Origin of the sequence: Streptomyces sp. NPDC012935, assembly GCF_042900345.1 — a bacterium.
Taxonomy (GTDB): domain Bacteria; phylum Actinomycetota; class Actinomycetes; order Streptomycetales; family Streptomycetaceae; genus Streptomyces.
In genome coordinates this window covers 162414-185305 of record NZ_JBIBBC010000016.1, presented here as the reverse complement: position 1 = coordinate 185305, position 22892 = coordinate 162414, and the positions used below count along the sequence as shown (strand labels likewise).

The 22892-nt window shown below is 72.2% G+C and carries 16 protein-coding genes; 9 read left to right on the top strand and 7 right to left on the bottom strand.

Annotated features, from left to right (window positions below):
- Positions 1–6 precede the first annotated feature (6 nt).
- The 8 genes from ACFY5C_RS31755 (at position 7) to ACFY5C_RS31720 (ending at position 7391) form a co-directional block, all read left to right on the top strand.
- Entirely contained in the window at positions 7–471 is a 465-nt protein-coding gene (locus tag ACFY5C_RS31755; RefSeq protein WP_389450646.1) for a type II toxin-antitoxin system RatA family toxin, read from the top strand.
- Positions 458–1783, top strand: a complete 1326-nt coding sequence (locus ACFY5C_RS31750; RefSeq protein WP_389450643.1) for an aspartate aminotransferase family protein — start codon at positions 458–460, stop codon at positions 1781–1783. The genes ACFY5C_RS31755 and ACFY5C_RS31750 overlap by 14 nt, the downstream gene beginning before the upstream one ends.
- Positions 1780–3045, top strand: coding sequence for an acyl-CoA dehydrogenase family protein (locus tag ACFY5C_RS31745; protein WP_389450640.1), 1266 nt, complete (start codon positions 1780–1782; stop codon positions 3043–3045). The genes ACFY5C_RS31750 and ACFY5C_RS31745 overlap by 4 nt, the downstream gene beginning before the upstream one ends.
- A 59-nt stretch (positions 3046–3104) precedes the next feature.
- Positions 3105–3344, top strand: coding sequence for an acyl carrier protein (locus tag ACFY5C_RS31740; RefSeq protein ID WP_389450637.1), 240 nt, complete (start codon positions 3105–3107; stop codon positions 3342–3344).
- A complete protein-coding gene (locus ACFY5C_RS31735) occupies positions 3341–4570 on the top strand; it encodes a beta-ketoacyl-[acyl-carrier-protein] synthase family protein (protein ID WP_389450634.1) in 1230 nt (409 codons plus the stop codon). Before ACFY5C_RS31740 ends, ACFY5C_RS31735 begins: the two co-directional genes overlap by 4 nt.
- Positions 4571–4625: 55 nt before the next feature.
- Entirely contained in the window at positions 4626–5651 is a 1026-nt protein-coding gene (locus tag ACFY5C_RS31730) for an SDR family oxidoreductase (RefSeq protein WP_389450631.1), read from the top strand.
- An 84-nt stretch (positions 5652–5735) separates the two neighbouring features.
- A complete protein-coding gene (locus ACFY5C_RS31725) occupies positions 5736–6806 on the top strand; it encodes an LLM class flavin-dependent oxidoreductase (RefSeq protein ID WP_389450628.1) in 1071 nt (356 codons plus the stop codon).
- A gap of 42 nt (positions 6807–6848) precedes the next feature.
- Complete coding sequence (locus ACFY5C_RS31720; protein WP_389450625.1) at positions 6849–7391, top strand: flavin reductase family protein; 543 nt, start codon at positions 6849–6851, stop codon at positions 7389–7391.
- A 131-nt stretch (positions 7392–7522) separates the two neighbouring features.
- Here the strand turns inward: ACFY5C_RS31720 and ACFY5C_RS31715 are convergent, their stop codons facing one another.
- Together ACFY5C_RS31715 and ACFY5C_RS31710 are read right to left on the bottom strand one after the other, a co-directional pair.
- Entirely contained in the window at positions 7523–9493 is a 1971-nt protein-coding gene (locus ACFY5C_RS31715) for a BTAD domain-containing putative transcriptional regulator (protein ID WP_389450622.1), read from the bottom strand.
- A gap of 129 nt (positions 9494–9622) precedes the next feature.
- Positions 9623–10402, bottom strand: coding sequence for a thioesterase II family protein (locus ACFY5C_RS31710; protein WP_389450619.1), 780 nt, complete (start codon positions 10400–10402; stop codon positions 9623–9625).
- 380 nt (positions 10403–10782) lie between these two features.
- Between ACFY5C_RS31710 and ACFY5C_RS31705 the strand changes: the two genes are divergently transcribed.
- Entirely contained in the window at positions 10783–12123 is a 1341-nt protein-coding gene (locus ACFY5C_RS31705; RefSeq protein WP_389450616.1) for a salicylate synthase, read from the top strand.
- An 8-nt stretch (positions 12124–12131) separates the two neighbouring features.
- Here the strand turns inward: ACFY5C_RS31705 and ACFY5C_RS31700 are convergent, their stop codons facing one another.
- The 5 genes from ACFY5C_RS31700 to ACFY5C_RS31680 all read right to left on the bottom strand — a co-directional run bounded on the left by ACFY5C_RS31700 (position 12132) and on the right by ACFY5C_RS31680 (position 22683).
- Positions 12132–12875 carry a BTAD domain-containing putative transcriptional regulator gene (locus ACFY5C_RS31700; RefSeq protein WP_389450613.1) on the bottom strand — a complete coding sequence of 248 codons (744 nt, stop codon included), beginning with the start codon at positions 12873–12875 and terminating at the stop codon, positions 12132–12134.
- Positions 12876–13374: 499 nt separating this feature from the next.
- Positions 13375–14976, bottom strand: coding sequence for a (2,3-dihydroxybenzoyl)adenylate synthase (locus ACFY5C_RS31695; protein WP_389450610.1), 1602 nt, complete (start codon positions 14974–14976; stop codon positions 13375–13377).
- 88 nt (positions 14977–15064) lie between these two features.
- Positions 15065–19105 (bottom strand): amino acid adenylation domain-containing protein, encoded by a 4041-nt coding sequence (locus ACFY5C_RS31690; protein ID WP_389450607.1) that lies wholly within the window; start codon positions 19103–19105, stop codon positions 15065–15067.
- Between the two features lie 36 nt (positions 19106–19141).
- Positions 19142–20851: an ABC transporter ATP-binding protein gene (locus ACFY5C_RS31685; protein ID WP_389450604.1), complete on the bottom strand. Its 1710-nt coding sequence runs from the start codon at positions 20849–20851 to the stop codon at positions 19142–19144.
- The gene (locus tag ACFY5C_RS31680; protein WP_389450601.1) at positions 20848–22683 is read right to left on the bottom strand and encodes an ABC transporter ATP-binding protein; all 1836 of its coding nucleotides are present in this window, start codon (positions 22681–22683) and stop codon (positions 20848–20850) included. Before ACFY5C_RS31680 ends, ACFY5C_RS31685 begins: the two co-directional genes overlap by 4 nt.
- Positions 22684–22892 lie beyond the last annotated feature (209 nt).

Below are 22892 nucleotides of genomic sequence, written 5' to 3'. Positions count from 1 at the left end.
CCGCGCATGCCGACGGTGACGACCAGCCACACCACTCAGGAAGACCCCGCCGAGGTCTGGGAAACCCTGCTGGACAACGAGTCCTATCCCAGCTACATGCCCGAAGTGCGGGACATCACGGTGGTCAGCAGGCAGGGCGACGTCCGGGTCAGCAGGTGGCTCGTTCTGCTCAAGGGCTCCGAACTCGAATGGGAGGAAGAGGAGTTCATCGATCACGACAAGCGGCGGATCGACTTCCGGCAGACCGAGGGGGACCTCGCGTACTTCACCGGGCACTGGCAGGTCAGGTCGGACGGGCAGGTCACCACGGTCGAACTGCACGTCGAGTTCGACATCGGCATCCCCATGATGAGCGACCTGCTCAATCCCGTCGCGGCCCGCGCCCTGGAGGACAACTCGCAGGCCATGCTGACGCACCTCGGCAACCGCGCCGGCCTGGGAAACACGGGGGCCGGCGTTGGCAGCGACTGAAACCGCCCCGGCCGCAGCTGCCGCCCGCGGCGACGCGGCACTGGCCCGGCAGACCTTCCAGCGGCTGCGCAACCACATGTCACCCGCGCTCGCACTGTCCGGCAAGTTCGCCGGCCAGGGCGAGGTCGAAGTCGTGGGTGAGGGCTGCGAGGTACGGCTGTCCGGCGGGCGCCGCGCCCTGGACTTCGGCTCGTATGCCGTCGCGCTGCTCGGGCACCGCTACCCCGCGGTCGTGGACGCCGTCCGCGCGCAGCTGACCGCGATGCCGGTGTCCACCAGGACGCTGAGCAGCCCGCCCATGGCCCGCGCCGCCGAGGACGTCACCGCCTACCTGGGCGCGCCCGCGCTGCGCCGCGTCTACTTCGGCACCAACGGCGCGGACGCGGTCGAGGTCGCCATCAAGCTCGCCCGCCTCGTCACCGGCCGTGCCACCGTGGCCGCCGTACGGGGTGCGTACCACGGCAAGACCATGGGCGCGCTGGCACTCACCTCGCACGAGCGGTTCCGCGACGGGCTCCAGGGGCTGCTGGACGGGGTGCTGCACCTCGACCCGGACGACCCCGACGCCGTGCGCGAGGCCGCCGGCAGCGGCCTCGCGGCCCTCGTGTTCGAGCCCATCCAGGGCGAGAACGGCGTCGCGGAGCTGCGCCCCGAGGTGCTTGCCCGCTGGACGGCGGACGCCAGGGAGGCGGGAGCGTTCGTCATCGCCGACGAGATCCAGGTCGGGCTGCGGCGCGCCGGCGAGCGGTCCCTCGCGCTGCATGCCGGGCTCCCCGTGGACGCCGTGCTGCTGGGCAAACCGCTGGGCGGCGGAGTCGTGCCCGTGTCGGCGGCGGTCTGCACGGACGAGCTGTACGCGCCCCTGCTGGCCGATCCCTTCCGCCACACCGCAACCTTCGGCGGGCAGCCGCTGTGCATGGCGGCCGTTCCGCCCGCCCTGGCGGCCATCGAAGAACACGCGGACCGAGGCACGCACGTCGCACAGCTGCTCGGCGCAGGACTCGACGCCCTGCGCGTGCGGTTCCCCGGGGTGCTGACTGACGTACGCGGGCGCGGACTCATCCGGGGGCTGGACTTCGCGACGCCCGAACACGCCGGGGAGGTCGTCGTCGGGCTGGCCCAGCGCGGCCTGCTGGTCTCGCCATGCCTGAGCCGCCCGGAGACCCTCCGGCTCCTGCCACCGATGATCGCAAGCGACGACGAGGTGGCCCTCGCCCTGGACAGGCTGGCCGGAGCAGTGGAGCAGGCACGCGACACGGTGGGCGACACCGCGCCCCGTACGGCCGACGTGGCCGGAGAGGAGCGAGCATGACCATGGTCCAGCAGGGGGAACCATACGGCGCCGACGGGCTGTTCGACGGTCTGTGGCCCGACGTCGAGGCCGAACTGCCGCAGGCGGCCCTCGCGGAGATCGCCGACCGCGCCGCAGCCGCCGACCGCGACGGCACTCCCGCCCTGGAGAGCCTGCAACTGCTGCGCGAACTGGACTGGCCGGGGCGGCCCGTGCCCGAGAAGTTCCGCGGTGGCGGAGCGGGCCTGGTGCGCTGCTGTGCGCTGCAACGCGCCCTGGGCGCCGCCGATCCCGGCCTGGCCGTGGCGGTGAACATGCACCTGTTCTCCGTCGGACTCATGGTGGAGCACTGGCAGCGCAGGACCGACACCTCGTGGCTGCTGCTGGAGGCCATCGCCACCCAGAGGCGGCTGCTGGCCTCCGCGTTCGCCGAGCCCAACCTCGGCGGCTCCACCACCCGTTCGACGCTGCGCGCCCGCCGCGTCAACAAGGGCTGGCGGGTCTCGGGCACCAAACGCCCCTGCTCGCTCGCCGCCGAGGCGGACCTGGTCTGCCTCCATATGCAGACCGATGGCGAGGAGCCGGGCACGGACACCGTAAGGGTCGCGCTGCTGCCCACCGACGCCCCCGGCCTGTCCGTGGTGACCGACTGGAACGCCCTCGGCATGCGCGGCTCGGCCTCCAACACCCTCGTGCTGGAGGACTGCTTCGTCCCCGACGACCTCGTCTTCTACTCGGCGCCCGCCGGCGCGGAGGACGACGACGTGTTCGCCGCCGGGACCATCTGGTTCGCCCTGACCGCCACGGCCTGCTACCTCGGGCTGGCCCAGTCCGCGCTGCGGCACGCCACCGGGCTGATGGGACGGCTGCGGATCAGCCATCTCGGCAGCACCAGAGCCGAACTGCCCAGCTACCAGGCAGCCGTCGGCGACCACATCGCGGACCTCCTCACCCTGGAGGCCGCCTGCGCCGACGTGGCCCGGCGTCTGGAGTCCGGCGCCGCCCCCGAACAGCTCCTGGGCACCGCCCTCGCCGTCAAGCAGCAGGCGGTCCGGACCGTACCCGCGCTCGTGGGCGCACTCGCCGAGTCCTGCGGTGGTGCCTCGTACTCCAGGGCGCTGCCGCTGGAGCGTCTGTGGCGCGACGCCCAGGCGGTCCGGTTCCACCCGCCGACCCCGGTGGCGACCCGGCAGTACCTGGCGCGGCGCGCCTTCGGTCTGCCCGCGACACTCGACCTGGACGAGACGGCCCCCGGGTTGCGCGTCCCGAGGCCGCAGCCGTAGCGCCGCCCTGATCGACCACACACCCCGACAACAGCACGAGCACACGAGAAGGAGTGGCAATGGACCGCGCCGAGCTGGCGGTAACAGTGAGGACCCAGGTCGCCCTCGTCGTCGGCGTCGACGTGGCGCAGATCGAGGAGTCCACCAACCTGCGCACCGAGTACGGCATCGACAGCCTTGAGCTGATGGAGATCGGAACGCGCCTGGAGAACGAACTCGGCGTCCGCTTCCAAGTCGAGAACCTCATGGATCTGGAATGCGTCAAAGACGCCATCGACCTGCTCGGGGAGCGGGTATGAGCGCTCGCCGCCGAGTGGCAGTCGTCGGCATCGGCATGCGGACCGCGGCGGGCGCCGCGGCCAAGGAGGTCATGGACGCCCTGCTCGTGGGCCGGTCGACGGCAGCCACCGTCGACGGGTTCGCCGAGGCGGGACTGCCCGTCACCTTCGCCTGCACGGTGCCGGAGTTCGACACGACGCCGTACGTCTCCACGCGCGAGTCCCGCCAGATGGAACGCGCCGCCGTGCTCGCCGTGGCCGCGGCCCTGGACGCCGTCGGCGACCAGCGGCCCGACAGCATCGCCGACCCGGACCGCACCGGCGTCCTGGTCGGCGTGGGTGCCGGTGGCCTCAGCGCGACCGAGGCGCTCACCATGGAGTACGGGGCCACCCCCAGCCGTGTTCCCGCCTTCAGCGTGCCCCGCATCATGGCCAGCAGTGCGGCGGCCCGCATCAGCCTCAAGCTGGGCGCAAGAGGCTCCGCCCTCACTTACGCCACGGCCTGCGCGAGCGGAGCCACCGCCGTTGGGGAGGCCGTGCAGAAGATCCGTTCCGGCGAACTGGACCTCGTAATCGCCGGCGGTGTGGAAGCGGCCGTGTCCCCGCTGGTGATGTCCTCCTTCGCGCAGATGCGGGCACTGTCCCGGCGCAACGACGACCCGGCCGCCGCCTGCCGCCCCTTCGACGCCGACCGGGACGGCTTCGTGATGGGTGAGGGAGCGGCGTTCTTGATGCTGGAGTCCTGGGAACACGCCACGGCGCGGGGCGCCACCGTGCTCGGTGAGGTGCTGGGCTATGCGTCCAACTCCGACGCCTCCCACATGGTCGCGCCCCGCGAGGACGGCGGGGTGGCGGCCGACTGCCTGCGTCTCGCGCTGGCTGACGCGGGACTCCGGCCGGAGGACATCCACCACGTCAACGCACACGGGACCTCCACGGTGCACAACGACCGTGCCGAAGCCCGTGCGCTCGCCCACGTCTTCGGCGACGCCTGCCCGCCCGTCACCGCGTCCAAGGGCGTACTGGGGCACATGCTGGGCGCCGCGGGCGCGGTCGAGGCAGCCGTGACGACCCTGGCCGCGGCCTCCGGGCTGGTACCGCCCGTGGCCAATTTCCACACCCCCGGCCCGGACACCGCGATGCTCGACATCGTCCACGCCGAGCCCCGCCGGATCGCACGCGGACCGGCCGTGTCCAACTCGTTCGGCTTCGGCGGCCACAACGTGTGCCTGGTCGTCGCGCCATGACCGGCGCGGCGCACGGCGCCCGTACGCATTCGTACGGCTCAGAGGGGAATGCACGATGCGGATACTGATCACCGGCTCCGCAGGAGTGGTCGGCCAGGAGGTGACGCGGACGCTCGCCGGGGCCGGCACAGGGGCCGAGGTGACCGCTGTGACCCGGCGTCCCGCGCACGCAGACGAGGTGGCCTGGCGGATCGGCCAGGAGCCGCCGCCGGAGGAGGTCCGCGGCCCTTGGGACGTGGTGGTGCACACCGCGGCCTCGACCCGCTGGAGCATGACCCGGGAAGAGGCCGTCGAGGCCAACGTCCGGCCCACCGAAGCGCTGCTGGACCTGCTGGACGAACGCACCCACCTCGTCCACCTGTCCACCGCCTACGCCGACGGCGCCGATCCCGCGGAGCACGCCGTCGCCTCCTCGTTCGGCCGCTACCGCAACGGCTACGAGTGGTCCAAGGCCGCCTGCGAGACGATCGTGCGGGAGCGGCACCCCGGGCCGCTCACCGTGGTCCGCCCGCCGCTCATCATCGGCAGCACCGCAGACGGCGCGATCGGCCGCTTCACCGGCCCCTACACGCTGGTGCAGGCCTTGGTCTCCGGACTGGCCGCCGCGCTGGTGGGCGAGCCAGGTGGCCACGCGGAGCTGGCGCCCGTCGACCAGGTCGCCGACGTCACCGTCGGCGCCGCCCTCGGCACACCGCCCACCGCACCGGTCACGGAGGTCATCGCGGGCGGCGCCAACTGCCTGCGGCTGAGCGAGCTGCTGGACGTGGTGTGCACAACGCTCAACGAGTGGCGCGCCGAGCGCTCGCTCCCGCCGATCGAGCCGCCGCCCTTCATCACGACGAAGCGCTGGCACCGCTTCTTCCTGCCGTTCGCCCGGGATCACCTGTCCCCGGTCCAGCTCCAGGTCGTGGAGCTGCTCGGCATGTTCGAGAGCTACACCAGCCTCGCCGAACCCGTGGAGCCCACGCGCCAGGTCAAGGACCCCGCCTCGGCGCTCGCCCTGTCGATCCGCCACTGGGCCGAACGCAAGCCGCGCCTCGCCTCCCGCATCCCGGAACCGTGGACGGGACTGGGCGGCTGACTGCCCGACACAGACGGGCCGGACGACCGGCCCCGTGACACCACCTCGTGAAGCCGTCCAGCGTGACTTGAGGAGTTCCCTCTCGTGAAATTCTCCCTGTTCTTCGAAATGCAGCTGGCCTCCCCCACCCCGCAGAGCGAGCGCCAGATCTTCCTCGACTCCGTGGAACAGGCCGTGCTGGCCGACCGGCTCGGCTACCACGCGGTGTGGGCGGTGGAGCACCACGGCCTGCGGGAGTACGCGCACAGCTCGGCCCCCGAAGTGTTCCTCGCCTACGTCGCGGCGCGCACCGAGCGCATACGGATCGGCCACGGCGTCACGCTGACCGCCCCCCGTTACAACCACCCCATCCGCGTCGCCGAACGCGTCGCCACTCTCGACATCCTCTCCGGCGGCCGGGTGAACTGGGGTTCCGGCAAGAGCGGCACGCGCACCGAACAGCACGCCTTCCAGACCGACGTGCCCGCTCTGGGCGAGCAGTGGCTCGAGGCCGCGCGGATGATCCCGCGTATGTGGCGCGACGAGGTCTTCGCCTGGCAGGGCAAGCACTACGACATCCCGCCCACCCAGATCGTCCCCAAGCCGGTACAGCAGCCGCACCCGCCGCTGTTCGCCGCGTGCAGCACCCCGGTCGCCTCCCGCGAGGCCGGCGCGCTCGGCCTCGGCGCCCTCAACTTCTCCGCGGGCACCCAGACGAAACTGACCCAGCGGGTACAGGCCTACCGCGCTGCCGTCGCCAAGGCCGAACCCGTGGGTGAGGCCGTCACCAACCACTACGCGTGCACCCCGATGTCCACCGTGCTCATGGACGACCGGAAGGCGTGCGAGTACGGATTCCGCGGCGGCCGCTTCTTCTGGCAGTCCCAACTGGCCTACTACGGCGGCGAGGACCGCCCGCTCGGTCCGCTGCACACCGACTCCGGCCCCCTGCCCGAGGACGAGCTGCGGGAGGCCATGGACGCACGACTCGCCCCCGATGCCAAGCTGACCGGCGTCATCGGCAGCCCCGAGGTCGCCCGCGCCCAGGTCGACCGGTTCCGGGCGGCCGGGGTGGACGAGCTGATCCTCGTCATGCAGATGGGGACGGTCCCGCACGAGATCGTCATGGACTCCATCCGCACCTTCGGCGAACAGGTCCTGCCCCACTACGCCTGAACCGAGGCATCCGGCCACGCACTCCAGAGGGAGGACACGACTATGGGCTCGTCTCTGACGGACGGCGCCGGACGGACGCGGGAGAACGAACAGACGCTGCGCGCCGGGCTGTTCGAGGTGATGTCCGCCTTCCCGACCGGCGTCGGCATCGTGACCACCACCGACTCCGAGGGCCGCCCCGTCGGCCTTACCACCACGGCGCTGTGCAGCGTCTCGGCCGCCCCGCCGCTGCTGCTCGTCTGCGTCGGCAACGGCAGCCGCACCCGTGCTCATCTCACGCGGCGCGGGAGCTTCGTCGTGCACGTCATGGCGGCCGAGGATGGCAGGCAGACCTGCGTCCGCTTCGCCTCCAAGGCGCAGGACAAGTTCGCTGGCCTCGACTGGCGCAGCACCGTCTCAGGGCTGCCGCTGCTGGAACGGGGCGTGCTGGCATGGGCGGAGTGCGCCGTCGTGCAGGAGATCCCCACGGGGGACCACACCACCGTGCTGGCCCGCTACGTCACGGGCGAGGGCGCTGCCCCAGGCCTGCGCCCCCTGCTCTACCACCGACGCAACTACTGGGAGCCGGCTCTCACCGGCGGGTGAGGCAGCCCTGGCTCGCCTTGTGCGCGCCACCGGCGGGTCCCCTTGCGGCCGTGGCACGCGAGATGCCCGTCCCGGCCGCGGCATGGCCATGCGCCATGGGGTCGCATGCTCATCTGCGGCGGTACGGCACATCAGCGCCGCGAGACACTGGTCCGCGGGGTGAGGGGCCGCGCGGCGCGACCGCCGTGCCCGTCGGTCGGCAGCCCCCGCCGGAACAACCGCTCCAGGGCCGCCTCGCGTTCGCCGCACGGCTCCTGCTGGGCGAGCTCTGCCGCGAAGAGGGCGAGGAGATGGTGGAGACGGTAGCGGTGCCGGCCGGCCTCCTCCAGCAGATGGTTGTCGGCCAGCGTCCGCAGCTGCCCCAGTACGTGAGCGGTGTCGGTGCCGGCCAGCGCGGCCGCGGCGGGAGCCGTGATCGTGGCCCCCGGGTAGAGCCCCAGCAGCCGGAAGAGCCGAGCCGCCTCGGTGGGCAGGGCGCGGTAGGACGCATCGAGGACCGCCCGCAGGCCGGCGCTCTCGTCGCCGTCCACGGTGAACCGCGCCAGTCCCCCGCGTTCGGGCAGATATCGGTCGACCACCGCGGTCGGCGGGAGGCCCGGCTCCGACGACACGGCCTCCGCCACGATCCGCAGGGCCAGCGGCAGCCCACCGCACAGCCGCACCAGCCGGGCGGTTGGCTCCTCGCGCTCGGTCAGCCGGCCCCCGCTCAGCCGTGCCACCAGGTGCGCGGCCTCCGTCTCCGGCAGCGGGTCCAGGCGTATCCGATGCGCCCCGTCCCGGACCACGAGACCCCTCAGCCGTTGCCGGCTCGTGCTCACCAGGCCGGAGGGACCACAGGGGATGAGTGGACGCACCTGCTCGGGACGGCACACGTCGTCCAGCAGCACCAGCATCCGGCGGCCGGCCAGCACACTGCGGTACAGCGCGGAGCGCCCGCGCAGATCGGCGGGGACGGCGGACTCCTCCACTCCCAGGCTGCGGAGCACGTGGAGCAGTGCGTCCGCTGCCCCGAGCGGCCGACCGCGCAGACCGGACCCGTCGCAGTCGACGTACAGCTGGCCGTCGGGAAAGGATTCGGCCAGGCCGTGGGCGAGTTGCAGGGCCAGTTCCGACTTGCCCACTCCGGGTGCACCGGTGATCAGGGCGACGGCCGGGGTGCTGCTCGGCCCTGAGGTGTCGCAGTCCAGGGACTCCCGCAGGTGAGCCAGTTCGTCGCGTCTGCCGACGAAATCCCTTACCGCGGGCGGAAGTTGGCGGGGCTTGGGCAGACCGCCGGGCATGGGGGCGGCGGGCGCGGGCGGCACCGTGCGCGGACCCGGGGTGATGCCGGCCCGGCCCGCGAGGATCTGCTCGTGCAGCCTCCTCAGCGCGACCCCCGGCTCCACCCCCAACTCGGTGGTGAGCAGCCGACGCGTCTCCCGGTAGAGCTCCAGGGCATGCGCCTGCCGACCGCTCAGGAACAACGCCAGCATGAGCAGTTCGCGCAGCCGTTCGCGCAGCGGCTCCATCGCCACCGTGTCCGACAGCACCGTGACCGCCTCGGGGTGCCGGCCCACGCTCACCAGGTCCGCGGCCCACTCCTCGATCGCGGTGAGCCGCAGGTCCTGCAGCCTGGTACGGTCCGTCGCCGCGAACGGGCCGGGCACACCGGCGTGGGCGGTGCCGCGCCACAGCGACAGACCGGCCCCGAGGCACCGTATGGCCGCGTCGATGTCGCCCCGGGACCGCAGCCGCCGGGCCTCGGCGTGCCGCCGCTCGAACTGCAGCGCGTCCACGTGCTCGGCGTCCGCGCGCAGCGAGTAGCCGCCGTCCACGGAGACGATGAGGGCTCCGTTCGCCCGGCGGCCGCGCCCGGGCTCCAGCGCCTGGCGCAGCCCGGCGACATACGTGTGCACGCCGTTGACCGCGGTGCGCGGCACCTCGCTGCCCCAGACGCCGTCGATGATGCCGTCGACCGTCACGACGTCGTTGACCCTGCTGGCGAGCAGCCCGAGTACGGCCCGCTGCTTGGGCGGGCCCAACGCCACCTCCCGGTCGCCGTTCCAGCCCCGTATGGGGCCCAGCAGCGCGACGCGCAGGAAGCTCTCCTCCGGTGGCTTCACTCTCCTCGCCTTCCGAAAGCCGGTTCGCCGACCGCCGTACACCGCGTGTCCGGCCGTCGGTAGGGCCGCAGCCGTGGGGTCACGCGGGTTCTCCTTCTGGATGAGCACCGGGGTGCGTACCCGGAACGTTCATGGCGTGGGCGGCCAGGCCGGCGGCGCCTGCGTTCTGCCGAGCCGGCGCAGGATCTCGCCGAGGACCGTGTCGCGGTCGTCGGTGAGGTAGAAATGGGCGCCGGCCACCACGCCGAGCCGGAAGCCGCCCGTCGTCGTCTCCCGCCACGCCCCGGCCTCGTCCGGGGTGACCTCCGTGTCCCGGTCCCCGACCACCGCGCTCACCGAGGTGCGCAGCGGCGGCGTGGGCACCGGCGGCCGGTACGTTTCGATGATCATCAGATCCGTCCGGACGATGGGCACCAGCAGGCCGCGCAGCGCGGGGTTGGCCAGGACCGCTCGGTTGGTGCCGCCCAGCCCGGCGATCTCGGCGGCGAGCGCCGCGTCGTCGAGCCGGTGCCGGGCGGTGTTCCGCAGGGCGCCTGGGCCGGGGCGCCCGGACACCACGAGTCCGGCGAGCCGCCGTCCGTCCGCCTCCAGTCGCAGGGCGACCTCATGGGCCACGGCCGCGCCCATGCTGTGGCCGAAGAGCACGGTGGGTACGGTGCACAGTTCGGCCGCTTCGGCCGTGATCGCCGCGGCGAGAGCGTCGACCGTGCGGGCCGGGGGTTCGTCGAGCCGCTCCTCCCGCCCCGGGTATTGCACGGCGAGAAGGTCGACGTCCGCGGGGAGTTCGGCCCGCCAGGGCCGGAAGTACGAGGCGGTGCCGCCCGCGTGCGGGAAACAGATCACCCGTGCGGAATTCCGGACGGGGCCGTATCTGCGTAGCCACGGGGTGAGGGACACCGAATCCCTCATGACGTTTCCCCGCCCGAACTCCGCCGTTTTCCAGTCAACCCAGTTCTCCTCACAGCGCGACTCACGGCGCGTTTCGCATCGTTGGCGTGACCGATGGCAAGCCTTCGCGGCTGATATTGCACACCCATTGCAAGAACCTTGCGCCGGAGCGGTGCGCCGCCTTCCAGGCGCCGACTCCTGCGGCGCAACGCTTGTGCAATACCGGTGCAATGCCGTCTCCGCACAGTGGCTGCGTTGCAGAAACGAAGCCCGGCGTCTGCGGGTTGTGGGATTCCGGCTGTCCGAGTCGGGCCTGCGGGCTGGGCACCGTACTCAGTTCATCGGCCCCGTATCGTCGGCACCGCGATTCCGGTGCCCCACCGGCGTGAGGAAGTACGACCATGAGCACGGTGCAGCACAAGGATGTGACGGTCTATCACGAGACCGAAGCGGAATGTGTGGACGCCCCCCTGCTCGTCGCGGCCGGGCTCGCCCGGTCCGGCGCGTTCGCGAGCCATCTGGTCTACGAGCGCGACGGCAAGTTCTGGTTCGCAGGCGGAGCGCTGGCCGAAATCGTCCTGCACCCGAAGGAGCTGACCGTGCGCCAAGCGGGCCGGGAGACCCGGACAGGGCTCACGGGCCCACCGCTCCACGCGGTCGCACGGGCGCTCGCGGACCTGCCCGTGCGGGAGCCGAACGCATACGGCTGGGCGGGCTTCGAACTGGGCCATCTCCGGGCCGGCACCGAGGACCTGCCGTCCGCACCGGAGCTGTTGCACCTCGTCGTCCCCCTCGCCGAGGTCGACCTGACCGCCGGGCGGGCACGGATACGCTGTGCCGATCCGGCCCTTCTGGACCGGATACACCGCCTGGTGTCCGCGCCACAGGACATCCCGGCCGCTCGTCCGGCGACCGCACCGGTACCCGCCCTCACGCTGGACGGCGGCTACCGGGACCGGGTGGCCCACACGATCGAGGCGATACGGCGGGGCCGGCTCGACAAGGCGATCGTCTCTCGGCGCGTGCCGGTGCAGGAGCCGATCGACTTCCCGCTCACCTACGTCCGTGGCCGCGGCGCCCAGTCACCCGCCCGTTCGTTCCTGCTGGACCTCGGCGGGCGCAAGGCCGTCGGCTTCAGCCCGGAGACCGTGGTGGAGGCGGACGAGTCGGGTCGGGTGTCCACCCAGCCGCTGGCCGGCACCCGCGCCATGGGCGACGGGGCCGCGGAACGCGCGCGGCTCCTGGCTGATCTCCTCTCCGATCCCAAGGAGGTCTACGAGCACGCGATCTCGGTGCGCCTCGCGCAGCGGGAGCTCGAGGAAATCTGCCGGCCTGACAGCGTCGCGGTGAGCGAGTTCATGGCGGTGCTGGAGCGGGGGAACGTCCAGCACCTGGCGTCGCGGGTGTCGGGACAACTACGGCAGGGCCTGACCTGCTGGGACGCGCTGGCGGTGCTCTGCCCGGCCGTCACGGCCTCGGGGATCCCCAAGGCGACGGCCTTTCGGATGATCGCGGAGGTGGAGGAGGAGCCGCGCGATCTGTACGCGGGCACAGTGCTGCGGGTGACCCACCGCGGGGCGATGGACAGTGCGCTCCTGCTGCGGTCGGCGTTCGAACGGCACGGACGGACGTGGCTGCAGGCCGGTGCGGGAGTGATCGCCGGGTCCCGACCGGAGCGCGAGTTCACCGAGACGTGCGAGAAACTCGGCAGCATCGCCCCGTATCTGGTGCCGCGCGCCTGACCTTCGGATCACGGCATGGCTCCGACCAGATCCAGTGCGGGATCGGAGCGCAGAATCGCCGTCTCCAGGTCCTGCAGTTCCCGGCTGGGGGTCAGACCGCTGTCCTCGGCGAGCCGCTTCCGATGGGTGCGGAACACTTCGAGGGCACGATCCACGTTCCGGTCCCGGTAGTAGGCGAGCATCAGCAGAAACACGGCGCGCTGCCGGTCCGGGTGGTCGGTGATGAATTCCCTCAGTTCGTCGACGACAAGCCGGTGACCGCCGAGCCGCAGTTGCGCCTCGACAAGATCTTCGAAAGTCATCAGGCGCATTTCCTGCAGGCCGAGGCCGTAACTCGACAGCGCGCCATCCGCGCTGAGGCCGGACAGCAGGTCGCCACGCCACAGCGCCAGGGCCTGTTTGTAGAATTCGACGGCCCGGTCGTCCCCTGAGCGTCTGGCTCGTTCGACGAGGTGCCGGAACAAGTGGCAGTCCACTTTCAACAGGTCCGTTTCGAGGATGTAGCCCCGATGGGTTCTGACCAGCGAGGCCACTTCCGAGGGCACGTCCGCTGCCGCCAGCGCACGGCGCAATCGGGATATGTGCGCCCTGACGACCGTGACCGCCGAGCGAGGGGGCGTCCCGCACCAGATCAGGTCGACCAGCCGGGCGAGGGGGACATACCGGTTGGCCTCGACGGCCAGCACCCCGAAGACGAACTGCTGCTTGGGGGAGCCCAGTTGCACCGGACGTAGGCCGTGCCGGGCTTCCAACGGTCCGAGTAGCCGAATTTCCATGATCCCTCCGCAGGTTCCCCATCAATGCCCAGCGGGCAACAGCACGCACCCAGGAGCGTCGTCTGCGCAGGGGACGGATACGGAAAGGGTCAGTCTCGAACCGCGAGCGGTCGACCAACTGCCGACGGAACAACAAAAGGAATTGCCCACTCCGCAAAAGCGCGGCTAATTTCCCCCTCCACGGCGTGACACCGCGCTTTCCCCCGTGCATCGAACCGAAGTCACTCCACAATTCGAAGCGCACGGCCCGCGGGAAAGGTCAGCCCATGGACCAGGAAGAGGATTGCCTAACCCTGCACGCTTCGATCATCCGTCAGGCGCACTAAAATACAGGGGCATACGTTCAAGGTGTCAACTGAATGCGAGGGCAACTCGAACGGCATGCGACGTCTCCCGCCCAATGGCGTTGCCGTGCCACTCTCGGGTCGGCGGGGAGCCGCAGTCTCTCCTGGCCGACCCGATCCGAACGACCGCCCTAGGCCCCGCCCGCAGGCTCCGCGAGCCCGGCCCGCAGCTCCTTCTTGTCGACCTTGCCCACGCCGGTCAGTGGCAGTTCGTCCAGCACCACCAGCCGGTCGGGGAGTTTGTAGGAGGCCATGCCCTGGTCCCGGAGCCAGCGCTGGACCTCGCGCAGCGTCGGCGCGACGGTGTCGTCCCGTACGACGACGCAGGCGCAGGTCTGTTCGCCCAGGAGCGGATGCGGCAGCCCGACGACCGAGGCGGCCCGGATACGGGGTTCCAGCAGCAGGTACTCCTCCACTTCCTGGGCGGGGACCTTCTCACCGCCCCGGTTGATCACGTCGTTGAGGCGCCCCACCACCTCGAAGTTTCCACCCGCGAACCTCCTGACCAGGTCGCCGGTCCGGTAGAAGCCGTCCTCGGTGAAGTGCGTGCGGTTGCGCTCGGGCGCCCGGTAGTAGCCGCGCAGGGTGTACGGCCCGCGGGTGAGCAGTTCGCCGGCCTCTCCCTCGTCCGCTTCCGTGCCGTCCTCGCGAACCAGCCGGATCTCGTCGCCGGGCGACAGCGGACGCCCCTGCGAGTGGTGGACCAGGTCGTCGGGGTCGTCGAGCCGCGTGTAGTTCAGCAACCCCTCCGCCATGCCGTACACCTGCTGCAGGGTGCAGCCCAGCGCGGGGGACACGGCCCGGGCGGTGGCGGGGTCCAGCCGGGCGCCGCCCACTTGGAGAAGCCGGAGGGAGGAGAGGTCGTTGCGGGACCACTCGGTCGCCTCGAGCCACAGCGGCACCAGTGACGGCACCAGTGACGTCACCGTCACCCGCGCTCGCTCGATGAGCGGGAAGCACTCCTCCGGCGTGGGGGCGGGCGCGGGCACGACGGCCCCTCCGGCCCGGAGGGTGCCCAGCACTCCCGGACAGCCCAGGGCGAAGTTGTGCTCGACGGGCAGCGCCGCCAGGTAACGGCTCTCCGGGCCGACGTCGCACAGCCGGGCGCTGAGCCGCAGTTGGTGGATGTAGTCGGCGTGAGTGCGCGGGATGAGTTTCGGCGGCCCGGACGTGCCGCCGGACAGCAGGAAGAACGCCACGTCCGTCGCGTCCCGCGGTCCGTCGGCCGCCGTCACCGGCGTGTCCGAAGGATCCGCGTCGAGGTCGTCCAGCCCGGTGAAGGGACCCGGGTCGCCGAGGACGTACACGTCCTTGAGGCTGTCGGTGCGGGCCAGTACCTGCTGGGCGATCTCCCGGTAGTCGCAGTCGGGTCCGCGGTCGGCGCAGAAGTAGGCGACCGCGTCCGAGGAGGCGACCAGATGGCTGATCTCCAAGGTGCGATGGGCGGGCAGCGCGAAGACCGGCAGCACACCGGTCCGGAACAACGCCAGGCACAGGATGACGAGTTCGGCCCCGTTCGGCAGCTGGACCACGACCGGGTCGCCGGGCGCGAGGCCCCGGGCGCGCAGTCCGGCCGCACGCCGTTCGGCCGCCGCGTCCAGCTCCGCGTACGTCAGGGTCAGGTCGGCGGTGATCAGCGCGGGCCTCGAGGCGTCTCGCCGCAGGGCCGGCGCCAGCAGATCGCCCAGGAGTTCCTTCGTCCAGTACCCCCGCTCCTGGTAGGCGCGGGTCATTTCCTCGGGCCAGGGGACACAGCCTTCTCGCATCAGCAGAACTCCGGGGCTCAGTAGGGGACATCGGGGGTGGCCGGGCGGGCCGCGCTCACAGCACGCCTTCCTCCGCCTCCGCGAAATCGGCGGGGGCGCAGGCGCCGAGCCGCTCGGCGAGCGCACTCATGCCGGCCACCGTCGGGCCCCGCAGCACCTCACGCATCGGCAGCTCCACGCCGAGCCGCGCGTGCAGGGCGGCCACCAGGCGGGTGGCCTGCAGACTGTCACCGCCGCAGAGGAAGAAGCTCTCGTCCCGGCTCACCGCGGTGAGGTCGAGCACCCGCTTCCACTGGGCGGCCACCATCTCCTCCAGCGGTCCGCGGGGCGCCTCGCCGGTCGTTGCGGGCTGCCCCGCCCCGGACGCGACCGCCCGCCCGATCCACCCGCGGTCGACCTTGCCGTTGGCGGTCAACGGCAAGTGGGAGAAGGCCACGAAGCGGGAGGGAAGCATGTGCCCAGGCAAGCGTTCCGCGAGCCATCCCCGCAGCGCGTCGATCTCCACCTTCGGGGTGTGTGGGTCGAGCCGGGCGGACAGCAGCGCCCGGTCGCCGGTGTGCGCCACCCGCACCCGCGTGAACCCGAATGAGGGCAGCGACTCCGCCCAGTGACCCGCCTGCTCCCGCGGCAGCATCGAGGCCAGCCGCCCACCCGGCTTCAGCAGCCGCACCGAGGCCAGGACCCCGGCACGCGTGACCGGGCCGCCGACCGACACCACGGCGTCGAACCGGTGCAGCAGTGCGCCGGGAACACCGCACGGCACCTCGGTCGCCGGGGCGTGCTCGGAGACCGGCCCGCCCTCCGAAGCGGCCGGCACCAGCAGGCCGTTGCGCGGTCGCAGGGCAGTTATCTCCGCGTCGAGCAGCGCACCCTCGGCCGGTCCGAGGGCGGCCACCGCGTCGGATCCCCATGCCGCCACGCGCAGCGGTCCTCCGGTCGTCGCCGCCAGTTCCTCCAGTTCCCCAAGGAGCGCCGTACCCGGATCCCGTGGCGGGCCCGCCGTTTCGGCCGCCGTGGCGGGGCCGGGCGCGGGCACGGGCACGGGCGCGACGGGGCATACGACGATGGCGGCCGTGAGGTCCCGGTTGCCCTCGGCAAGGCTGACCACGGCCCGCTCGATCGCCGGATGCTCCCGCAGCACCGACTCGATCTCGCCGAGTTCGACGCGGAAGCCATTGATCTTCACCTGCTGGTCCTGGCGTCCCAGGAACTCCAGGTTCCCGTCCGGCCGGTACCTGCCGAGATCCCCCGTGCGATACCACCGCTCGCCGCCCAGGACCGGGAACCGCTCGGCGGTCTGGTCCCGATCCGCGTGGTATCCCAGGGCGACGCCGGCGCCGCCGATCCACAGTTCGCCCGGCACCCAGTCGGGGCAGTCCCGGCCCGCCCTGTCCACGACCCGGAATCTCTGGTTGCCCAGCGGCCTGCCGTAGGGAACGGATCGCCAGCCCGGCGGCACCGAGCCGTCGTCATAGGCGTTCGACCAGATGGCGGCCTCGGTCGCGCCGCCCAGAGCGATCAGCCGGCAGCGCCCGTCCGTCGCCCCTGCCAGCCGCTCGGGCAGATCCACCGGGATCCAGTCGCCGGACAGCAGAGCGAGCCGCAGCGAGGAGGGCAGTCGGTCCGGCCCGGCGGCGGTGATCAGCATGTCCATCAGGGCGGGCACCGAGTTCCACACCGTCACCCCGTGGCGGGCGGTCAGTTCCAGCCAGCGGCGGGCGTCCCGCCGGTCCGCCTCATCCGGCAGCACCAGCGCTCCGCCCGCCCCGAGGAGCCCGAAGACGTCCCACACCGACAGGTCGAAGTCGAGGGCGGACACGGCCAGTACCCGGTCGCGGGGCCCGATCCGGTACCTCTCACGGATGTCCTCGACCGTGTTGACCGCAGACCGGTGACTGATGTCCACTCCCTTGGGCCTGCCCGTCGAACCCGAGGTGAAGATGGTGTACGCCACGTCATCCGGGGACACGCCGACCGGCTGCGTGCACGGCTCCTCGGCCAGGGCCAGGCCGACGGGCAGCGTCTCCACCCCCACCGGAAGTCCCGCCAGGACCTCCTTGTCGTCCTCGCCAGCCCTGCCGTCCAGGATCAGCCGTACGCCGCTGCGCTCCACGACGCGGGCCCGCCGGGCCGGGGGCTGGTCGGCTCCGACGGGAACGTAGGCCGCGCCGGCCGCGAGCACGCCGAGCACCGCGGCCACCTGATCCGGCCCCTTGGGCACGGTGACCGCGACCCTGTGGCCCGGACCGATCCCGCGCTTGGTCAGCGCGGTGGCGATCCGGCGGGCCCGCTCGGCCAGTTCACCGTGGCTCAGGCTCTCGGTGCCGCCCCACAGAAGGGCCGGGTCGGCGGAGCGCCGCTCCGCGTGGGTGAAGAACTCCTCGTGCAGGAGGCGGCCGCTGTGCGCGCGGCGCACCGAGTTCACCTGCTCCCGCCGCCTCAACTGGTCCTCGGGAAGCGGCAGTTCCGCCCTGCTGTGCCAGTCGTCCCGGGCCAGCCGGTGCAGCAGGGCGATGCAGGAGGACGCGATGGTGTCCACCAGGCCGGGCGGGAAAAGCTCCTCCACCGCGTCCCAGGCGAGGAGCACGCCCCCGTCCCGGGTCCGGTAGACCTGATGGTCGAGCCACACCTGCGGCGTCTGCGACACCATCCAGGACAGCTCGCCGAAACGGGCCGCGAAGGCGTCCGGCACCAGCGGGGCGTCCAGGTTGCAGGCGAAGACCACGGGTGCGGTGCGCGGTGCCTCGGGGTCGGTGCGCAGGAGGTCGCGCAGCACATCGACCCCCGTGTAGGCGGCTTGGCCGACGTCCTCGTGCAGCCGCGCCTGGATCGTCCGGGCCCGCTCCGCGAAGCCCTCCGCCCGCCTCATGTCGATCTCCAGCAGGACCAGACTGGTGAAGTCGGCGACGACCCGTCCGAGGTCGGGATGCGCGCCGGCGTCCCGGTCGAAGAGGGGCAGGTTGAGCAGGAAGTGCTGATCGCCGCTCCAGCGGGAGAGCACCTCGGCGAATACGGTCGCGAGCAGCACGGCCGGTGTGATGCCGTGGTCGGCCGCGCGTCGCCGCAGCGTGTCCCAGAGGTCAGGCGGCAGGCCGCGGGTGTGCCGTACGAAACGGGGAACCCCGATCTCCCCCGGGTCGGCGGCCAGCGGCAGCCGTGGTCCGCCCGGCAGTTCGGGCAGTCGGCTCCGCCAGTACGTGCGGGCCCGGTCACGCGCGTCGTCCCTGCCCGGCACGCGCCCGGCGAGGTGGCGCGGGAAGGTGCAGCCCGGGGTTGCGACGGAGGCTGGGTCGTCGTAGAGCGCGGCCAGGTCGGCCAGGAGCAGCCGGATGCTGTGCACGTCCGCGACCAGCAGGTCGATGTTGAAGTGGAGCCGGTCCACGCCGTCCGGCAGGAGGCTCACCCGTACGTCGACGACCTCGCCGCGCGTGACGTCGAGCCGCCGGTGCGAGAGCTGGTCCCGCAAGGCGCCCGCCCGCGCCCGGGCATCCGGGACGCTGCGCAGGTCGTGCACGCGCAGGCCGGGCCAGGGTGATTCGGGCAGCACCCGCTGCGTGCCGTCGTCCTCGAAGCGGGCTCGCAGCATCGGGTGGAGGGCGAGCAGGGCCCGGAAGGCGGTCTGCAGCCGGTCGGTGTCCACGTCCCGCGCGTCGATTTCGAGATAGGCGTGGCAGCCCACGCCGCCCAGCGGCCGGTCGTCCGCCCGGCCGACCCAGTAGGCCTGTTGCACCGGGGTGAGCGGGAAGGGCCGGGAGCCGTCGGGCTCGGTACCTTCGGCCGCCGGACCGCGGCGGGCCCCGGCGGCGCGTACGTCGGACCCGTGGGTCCGGGTGCCGTGCGCCTCGGCGGCGCCGTCGGCCGCGCCTGCACCCAGCAAGGCACTCCACGCCGACAGCCTGGGCTGCTGGGACAGTTGGGTGAAACCCACCCCGGCCCCGGCCCTGTTCAGCTGGTTCACCAACTGCATCAACTGCAGTGACTGCAGCCCCAGGGCGAACAGGTCTGCGTCGTCGTCCGCCGGTGTCAACTCGGCGTCCAGGATGGCCGAGACCTCGTCCCGGAGCCGTTGCCGACTCCATGTGCTCTGTTCTGTCATCCCTGCCCCCTCCGCAGTGACGGAAATTGCGTCGCCTCACACGGAGTCGTACGCGGCGATCTGCCAGAACTCCGCGTACGGGCCGCGTCGTTCGAGCAGTTCCTCGTGGTTGCCGGACTCCACCACCCGGCCCGCCTGCAGGAAGGCGATCCGGTCGCTCTTCAGAACGGTGTGCAGCCGATGCGCCACCATGATCACCGTGCGGCCCCGCATCACCGCCTCCAAGCCCTCCTGGACCTTGGCCTCGCTGTTCGGGTCCAGGGCCGAGGTGGCCTCGTCGAGCAGCAGCACAGGGGCGTCCTTGAGCAGGGCGCGCGCGATGGACACCCGCTGGCGCTCACCGCCGGACAGAGCGGCACCGCCCTCGCCGACCTGTGTCCGCCAGCCGTCCGGGAGCCGCGCGACGACCTCGTCGAGATGAGCCGCCCGCGCGGCCTCGGCCAGTTCCGTGTCGGTCGCGTCGGGCCGGGCCAGCCGTACGTTCTCCTCGATGCTGGCGTCGAAGAGGTAGACGTCCTGGAAGACGATCGAGATCCGGGACATCAGGTCGTCGCCGGACATCTCGCGTACGTCCGCGCCACCGATGCGCACCGCTCCCCCGTCCACGTCGTGGAAGCGCGCCACGAGTTGCAGCAGGGTGCTCTTGCCCGCGCCGGACGGGCCGACCACGGCCAGGCGGTGCCCCTGTGGCACCGCCAGGGCCACCTCGTCCAGGACACACCGGCCGTCGCGGCGGAAGACGACGCCGTCGAACACCACGTCGTGGCCGTCGGGCGTGGCCGGCCGCCGGCTCTCCGGCAGCGGCCGCTCGCTCAGCACGGCGTCGATGCGCTCCAGCTCCCCGCGGGAGACACGCATCACCCCGCCCAGGTCCGCGAGGGAGAGCAGCGGGTCCACGCAACGGGCGGCGAGGACCAGCAGTGCCAGCGCGTCGGCGGCGGCGATGTCCCCGCTCAGCGCGAGGTCGGCTGCCAGCGCCAGCACCGCGGTGAAGGCGGCCTGGACTGTGAACATCATGCCCAGGGTGGCCGGTACGCCGGCGAGTGAGGCGCGACGCCCGCTGCGGAACTGTTCCCTCAGTGCGTCGTCCAGCAGCCGGAAGCGCTCGCCGGAGCGGTTACCCGCGCGCAGTACAGGCTGTGCCCTGATGTACTCGACGACGCGGTCGGAGGCGTCGTCGGCGCGCCGGGCACGCTCGGCGTCCTGCGCTGTGGCTGCCCTGCCGGTCCAGCGGTACACGGCGGCCACGACGGGCACGGCGACCAGGGCCGCGACTGCGATCCGCCAGTCGAAGAGGAACATCACGAGCACGACGACCGTCGGAGTGACACAGGCTCCGATCAGCGGCTGCAGCCGGTGTGCCGGGATGCTCATCACGCCCAGCACGCCTCGGCCGGTGAGGCCGGAGACGTCGCCGATCCGCCCGGGGACGAACCAGCCGAGCGGAAGACGTGCGAGCTGGTCGCCCAGCCGGTGGTGGAGGATGCGGGAGAGCTCTCCGCCGCAGCGGAAGCCGGACACCGAGCTGAGATGGCCGAGCACGGAGGTGACGGCGACCGCGCCCGCGAAGGCCGCCAGCCAGGGCCAGGCCGCTGCGGCGTCGTCGCCCAGCAGCGCGCGCAGCAGCGGGACCAGAAGGGCGTACGACATGCCCTCGGCCGCGGAGTGGGTCACCATCAGGGCGACGGTCCGGCGCAGGGGGCCGGAGCGCTCCTCACCGAGAACGCGGAACAGCAGAGGGATCATCGCAGGAGTCCTCCCCGTGATCCGGTGGCATCACTGTCGCGCGCCGCGTCGGGACGCAGAGTGCGGCTCAGGGCCGCGAACGCACCGTCGTGGGCGAGCAGTTCGTGGTAGGTGCCGCTCTCCGTGATACGGCCGTCCTCCATCACGACGATCCGGTCGGCGCGGACCACGGTCTCCAGCCGGTGGGCGATCACCAGTTGGGTGCGCCCCCGCATCAGTGCCCCGAGTGCCTTCCTGATCTCGGCCTCGGTCCTGGCGTCCGCGAAGGAGAGCGCCTCGTCGAGGACGAGCACGGGGGCGTCGACGAGCAGGGCACGGGCGATGGACAGGCGTTGTGCCTCGCCGCCGGAGAAGCCCGCGTCCTGCCCGATCACGGAATCGTAGCCGCGGGGCAGTGCCTCGATGCGGTCGTGGATCCGTGCGCTGCGGGCGGCGGCGACGACGGCCTCGCGGTCGACGTCCGGCACGGCGAGCGCGATGTTCTCGGCGATGCTCGCCCGCAGCAGCCGTACGTCCTGGAAGACGAAGGACACGTGCCGGTAGAGCTGCGCGGCGGGAATCTCGCGCAGGTCCACGCCGCCGAGCAGGACGGCGCCCCCGTCGGGGTCGTAGAACCTGGGCAGGAGCTGGGCCAGCGTCGACTTGCCCGCGCCGGAGGAACCCACCAGGGCCGTGGTGGTGCCCGGCTCCAGTACGAGGTCGATGCCGCGCAGCACCTCGTGTCCGGGTTCGTAGGCGAAGCGGACGTGCTGGAACTCGACGCGTGTTCCTTCCGGGGCGGCGGGCCGGGTCGGTTCGGGCAGGACGGGCTCCTCGAGGCAGCCGGAGATGCGCTCGGCCGCTGCTTGCGCGGCGCGCACGTTGTCCATGCCGTGGCCGAGCGCGGCCACGGGTGCGGTCAGCGCGACGGAGAACAGCAGGAAGGGCAGCAGGTCGGGCGGGGCGAGGGTGTCCAGGGCCAGCAGCGCGGTGCCGCCCGTGAGGACCACGAGGAGGACGAACGGCGGGGACAGCACGAGCGAGGCGATCGAGGCGAGAGTCGCACCGCTCGAGACGTATCCCAGGAAGAAGTCGGCGAAGTCGTCGGCGGCACGGCGGTAGCGCCGGTGGGCGCGGCCGGTGCCGCCGAAGGCCTTGACGACGGCGATGCCCTGGACGAACTCGACCGCCGCCGCGCCGATCCGCCCCATCGCCACCTGCATGGCCCGTCCGTCCTGCTTGCGCTGGGCCGTCATCAGCCGGCGGTGCAGCACCAGCCCGAGGGCGACGGGCAGCAGCGCGACGAGCGCCATCCGCCAGTCGACCCAGGTGAGATACGCCAGTGAGGCCGCCGGCACGACGAGGGCCGAGGTGGCCTCACCGGGGGTGTGCGCGAAGAGGTGGTGCAGTTGGTCGACGTCGTTCTGCACGACGTGGCCGATCTCGCCGGAGCTCCGCTCCGACAGCCGGCCCAGCGGCACCGCACCGAGCCGCGCGGCGAGTGACCGGCGCAGGGACAGCTGGACCTCGCCGTCCACGAGGTGGGCGAGGCCGCCGGAGCCGGTGGCCATCAGCACTCGCAGGAAAAGGCCGGCCGCGCCGACCGCCACGGTGGTCCACACGTCGGTGCCGTCCGCCGGGCCGGGCTCCATCAGGGTGCGCCCCAGCTCCACGACCGCGATGAGCGGCGCCAGCCCAGCCAGGGCACTGAGCGCCTGCAGGACGACCACGGTGACCAGTCGGGAGCGATAGGGGCGGAGTAATCGGGGGAGTTGGCTCCGGGACGACGGCGGACCCGCGCCGTCGCCCTGCGCGCGGGGCCGCTCGGGCTCCGGCTGCTCTTCCGTGGACATTCGGCGGTCCCTCCCCGGTCGGACCCGTCTTTTCCGGCGGCCATTACCTTTGCACGCACAGCAATTGACGGGCAAGACGCATTCCTCACCCTTCCTACCGGAAACCGGAGTGGCCGCACAGCGTCTTCCAGACACCATGAAGACTTCGTCCAGTGGGCATCCGCGACCCTGTATGCGGGCGCCCGGCGCGGCCCGCCGGAAACCGGACG

What these genes read in the sequence shown, in the direction of transcription:
- ACFY5C_RS31730 (WP_389450631.1), top strand. Translation starts at nt 4,626, where the DNA reads ATGCGGATACTGATCACCGGCTCCGCAGGAGTGGTCGGCCAGGAGGTG.
- ACFY5C_RS31680 (WP_389450601.1), bottom strand. Translation starts at nt 22,683, where the DNA reads ATGTCCACGGAAGAGCAGCCGGAGCCCGAGCGGCCCCGCGCGCAGGGC.
- ACFY5C_RS31740 (WP_389450637.1), top strand. Translation starts at nt 3,105, where the DNA reads ATGGACCGCGCCGAGCTGGCGGTAACAGTGAGGACCCAGGTCGCCCTC.
- ACFY5C_RS31685 (WP_389450604.1), bottom strand. Translation starts at nt 20,851, where the DNA reads ATGATCCCTCTGCTGTTCCGCGTTCTCGGTGAGGAGCGCTCCGGCCCC.
- ACFY5C_RS31735 (WP_389450634.1), top strand. Translation starts at nt 3,341, where the DNA reads ATGAGCGCTCGCCGCCGAGTGGCAGTCGTCGGCATCGGCATGCGGACC.
- ACFY5C_RS31745 (WP_389450640.1), top strand. Translation starts at nt 1,780, where the DNA reads ATGACCATGGTCCAGCAGGGGGAACCATACGGCGCCGACGGGCTGTTC.
- ACFY5C_RS31705 (WP_389450616.1), top strand. Translation starts at nt 10,783, where the DNA reads ATGAGCACGGTGCAGCACAAGGATGTGACGGTCTATCACGAGACCGAA.
- ACFY5C_RS31755 (WP_389450646.1), top strand. Translation starts at nt 7, where the DNA reads ATGCCGACGGTGACGACCAGCCACACCACTCAGGAAGACCCCGCCGAG.
- ACFY5C_RS31690 (WP_389450607.1), bottom strand. Translation starts at nt 19,105, where the DNA reads ATGACAGAACAGAGCACATGGAGTCGGCAACGGCTCCGGGACGAGGTC.
- ACFY5C_RS31695 (WP_389450610.1), bottom strand. Translation starts at nt 14,976, where the DNA reads ATGACCCGCGCCTACCAGGAGCGGGGGTACTGGACGAAGGAACTCCTG.
- ACFY5C_RS31720 (WP_389450625.1), top strand. Translation starts at nt 6,849, where the DNA reads ATGGGCTCGTCTCTGACGGACGGCGCCGGACGGACGCGGGAGAACGAA.
- ACFY5C_RS31710 (WP_389450619.1), bottom strand. Translation starts at nt 10,402, where the DNA reads ATGAGGGATTCGGTGTCCCTCACCCCGTGGCTACGCAGATACGGCCCC.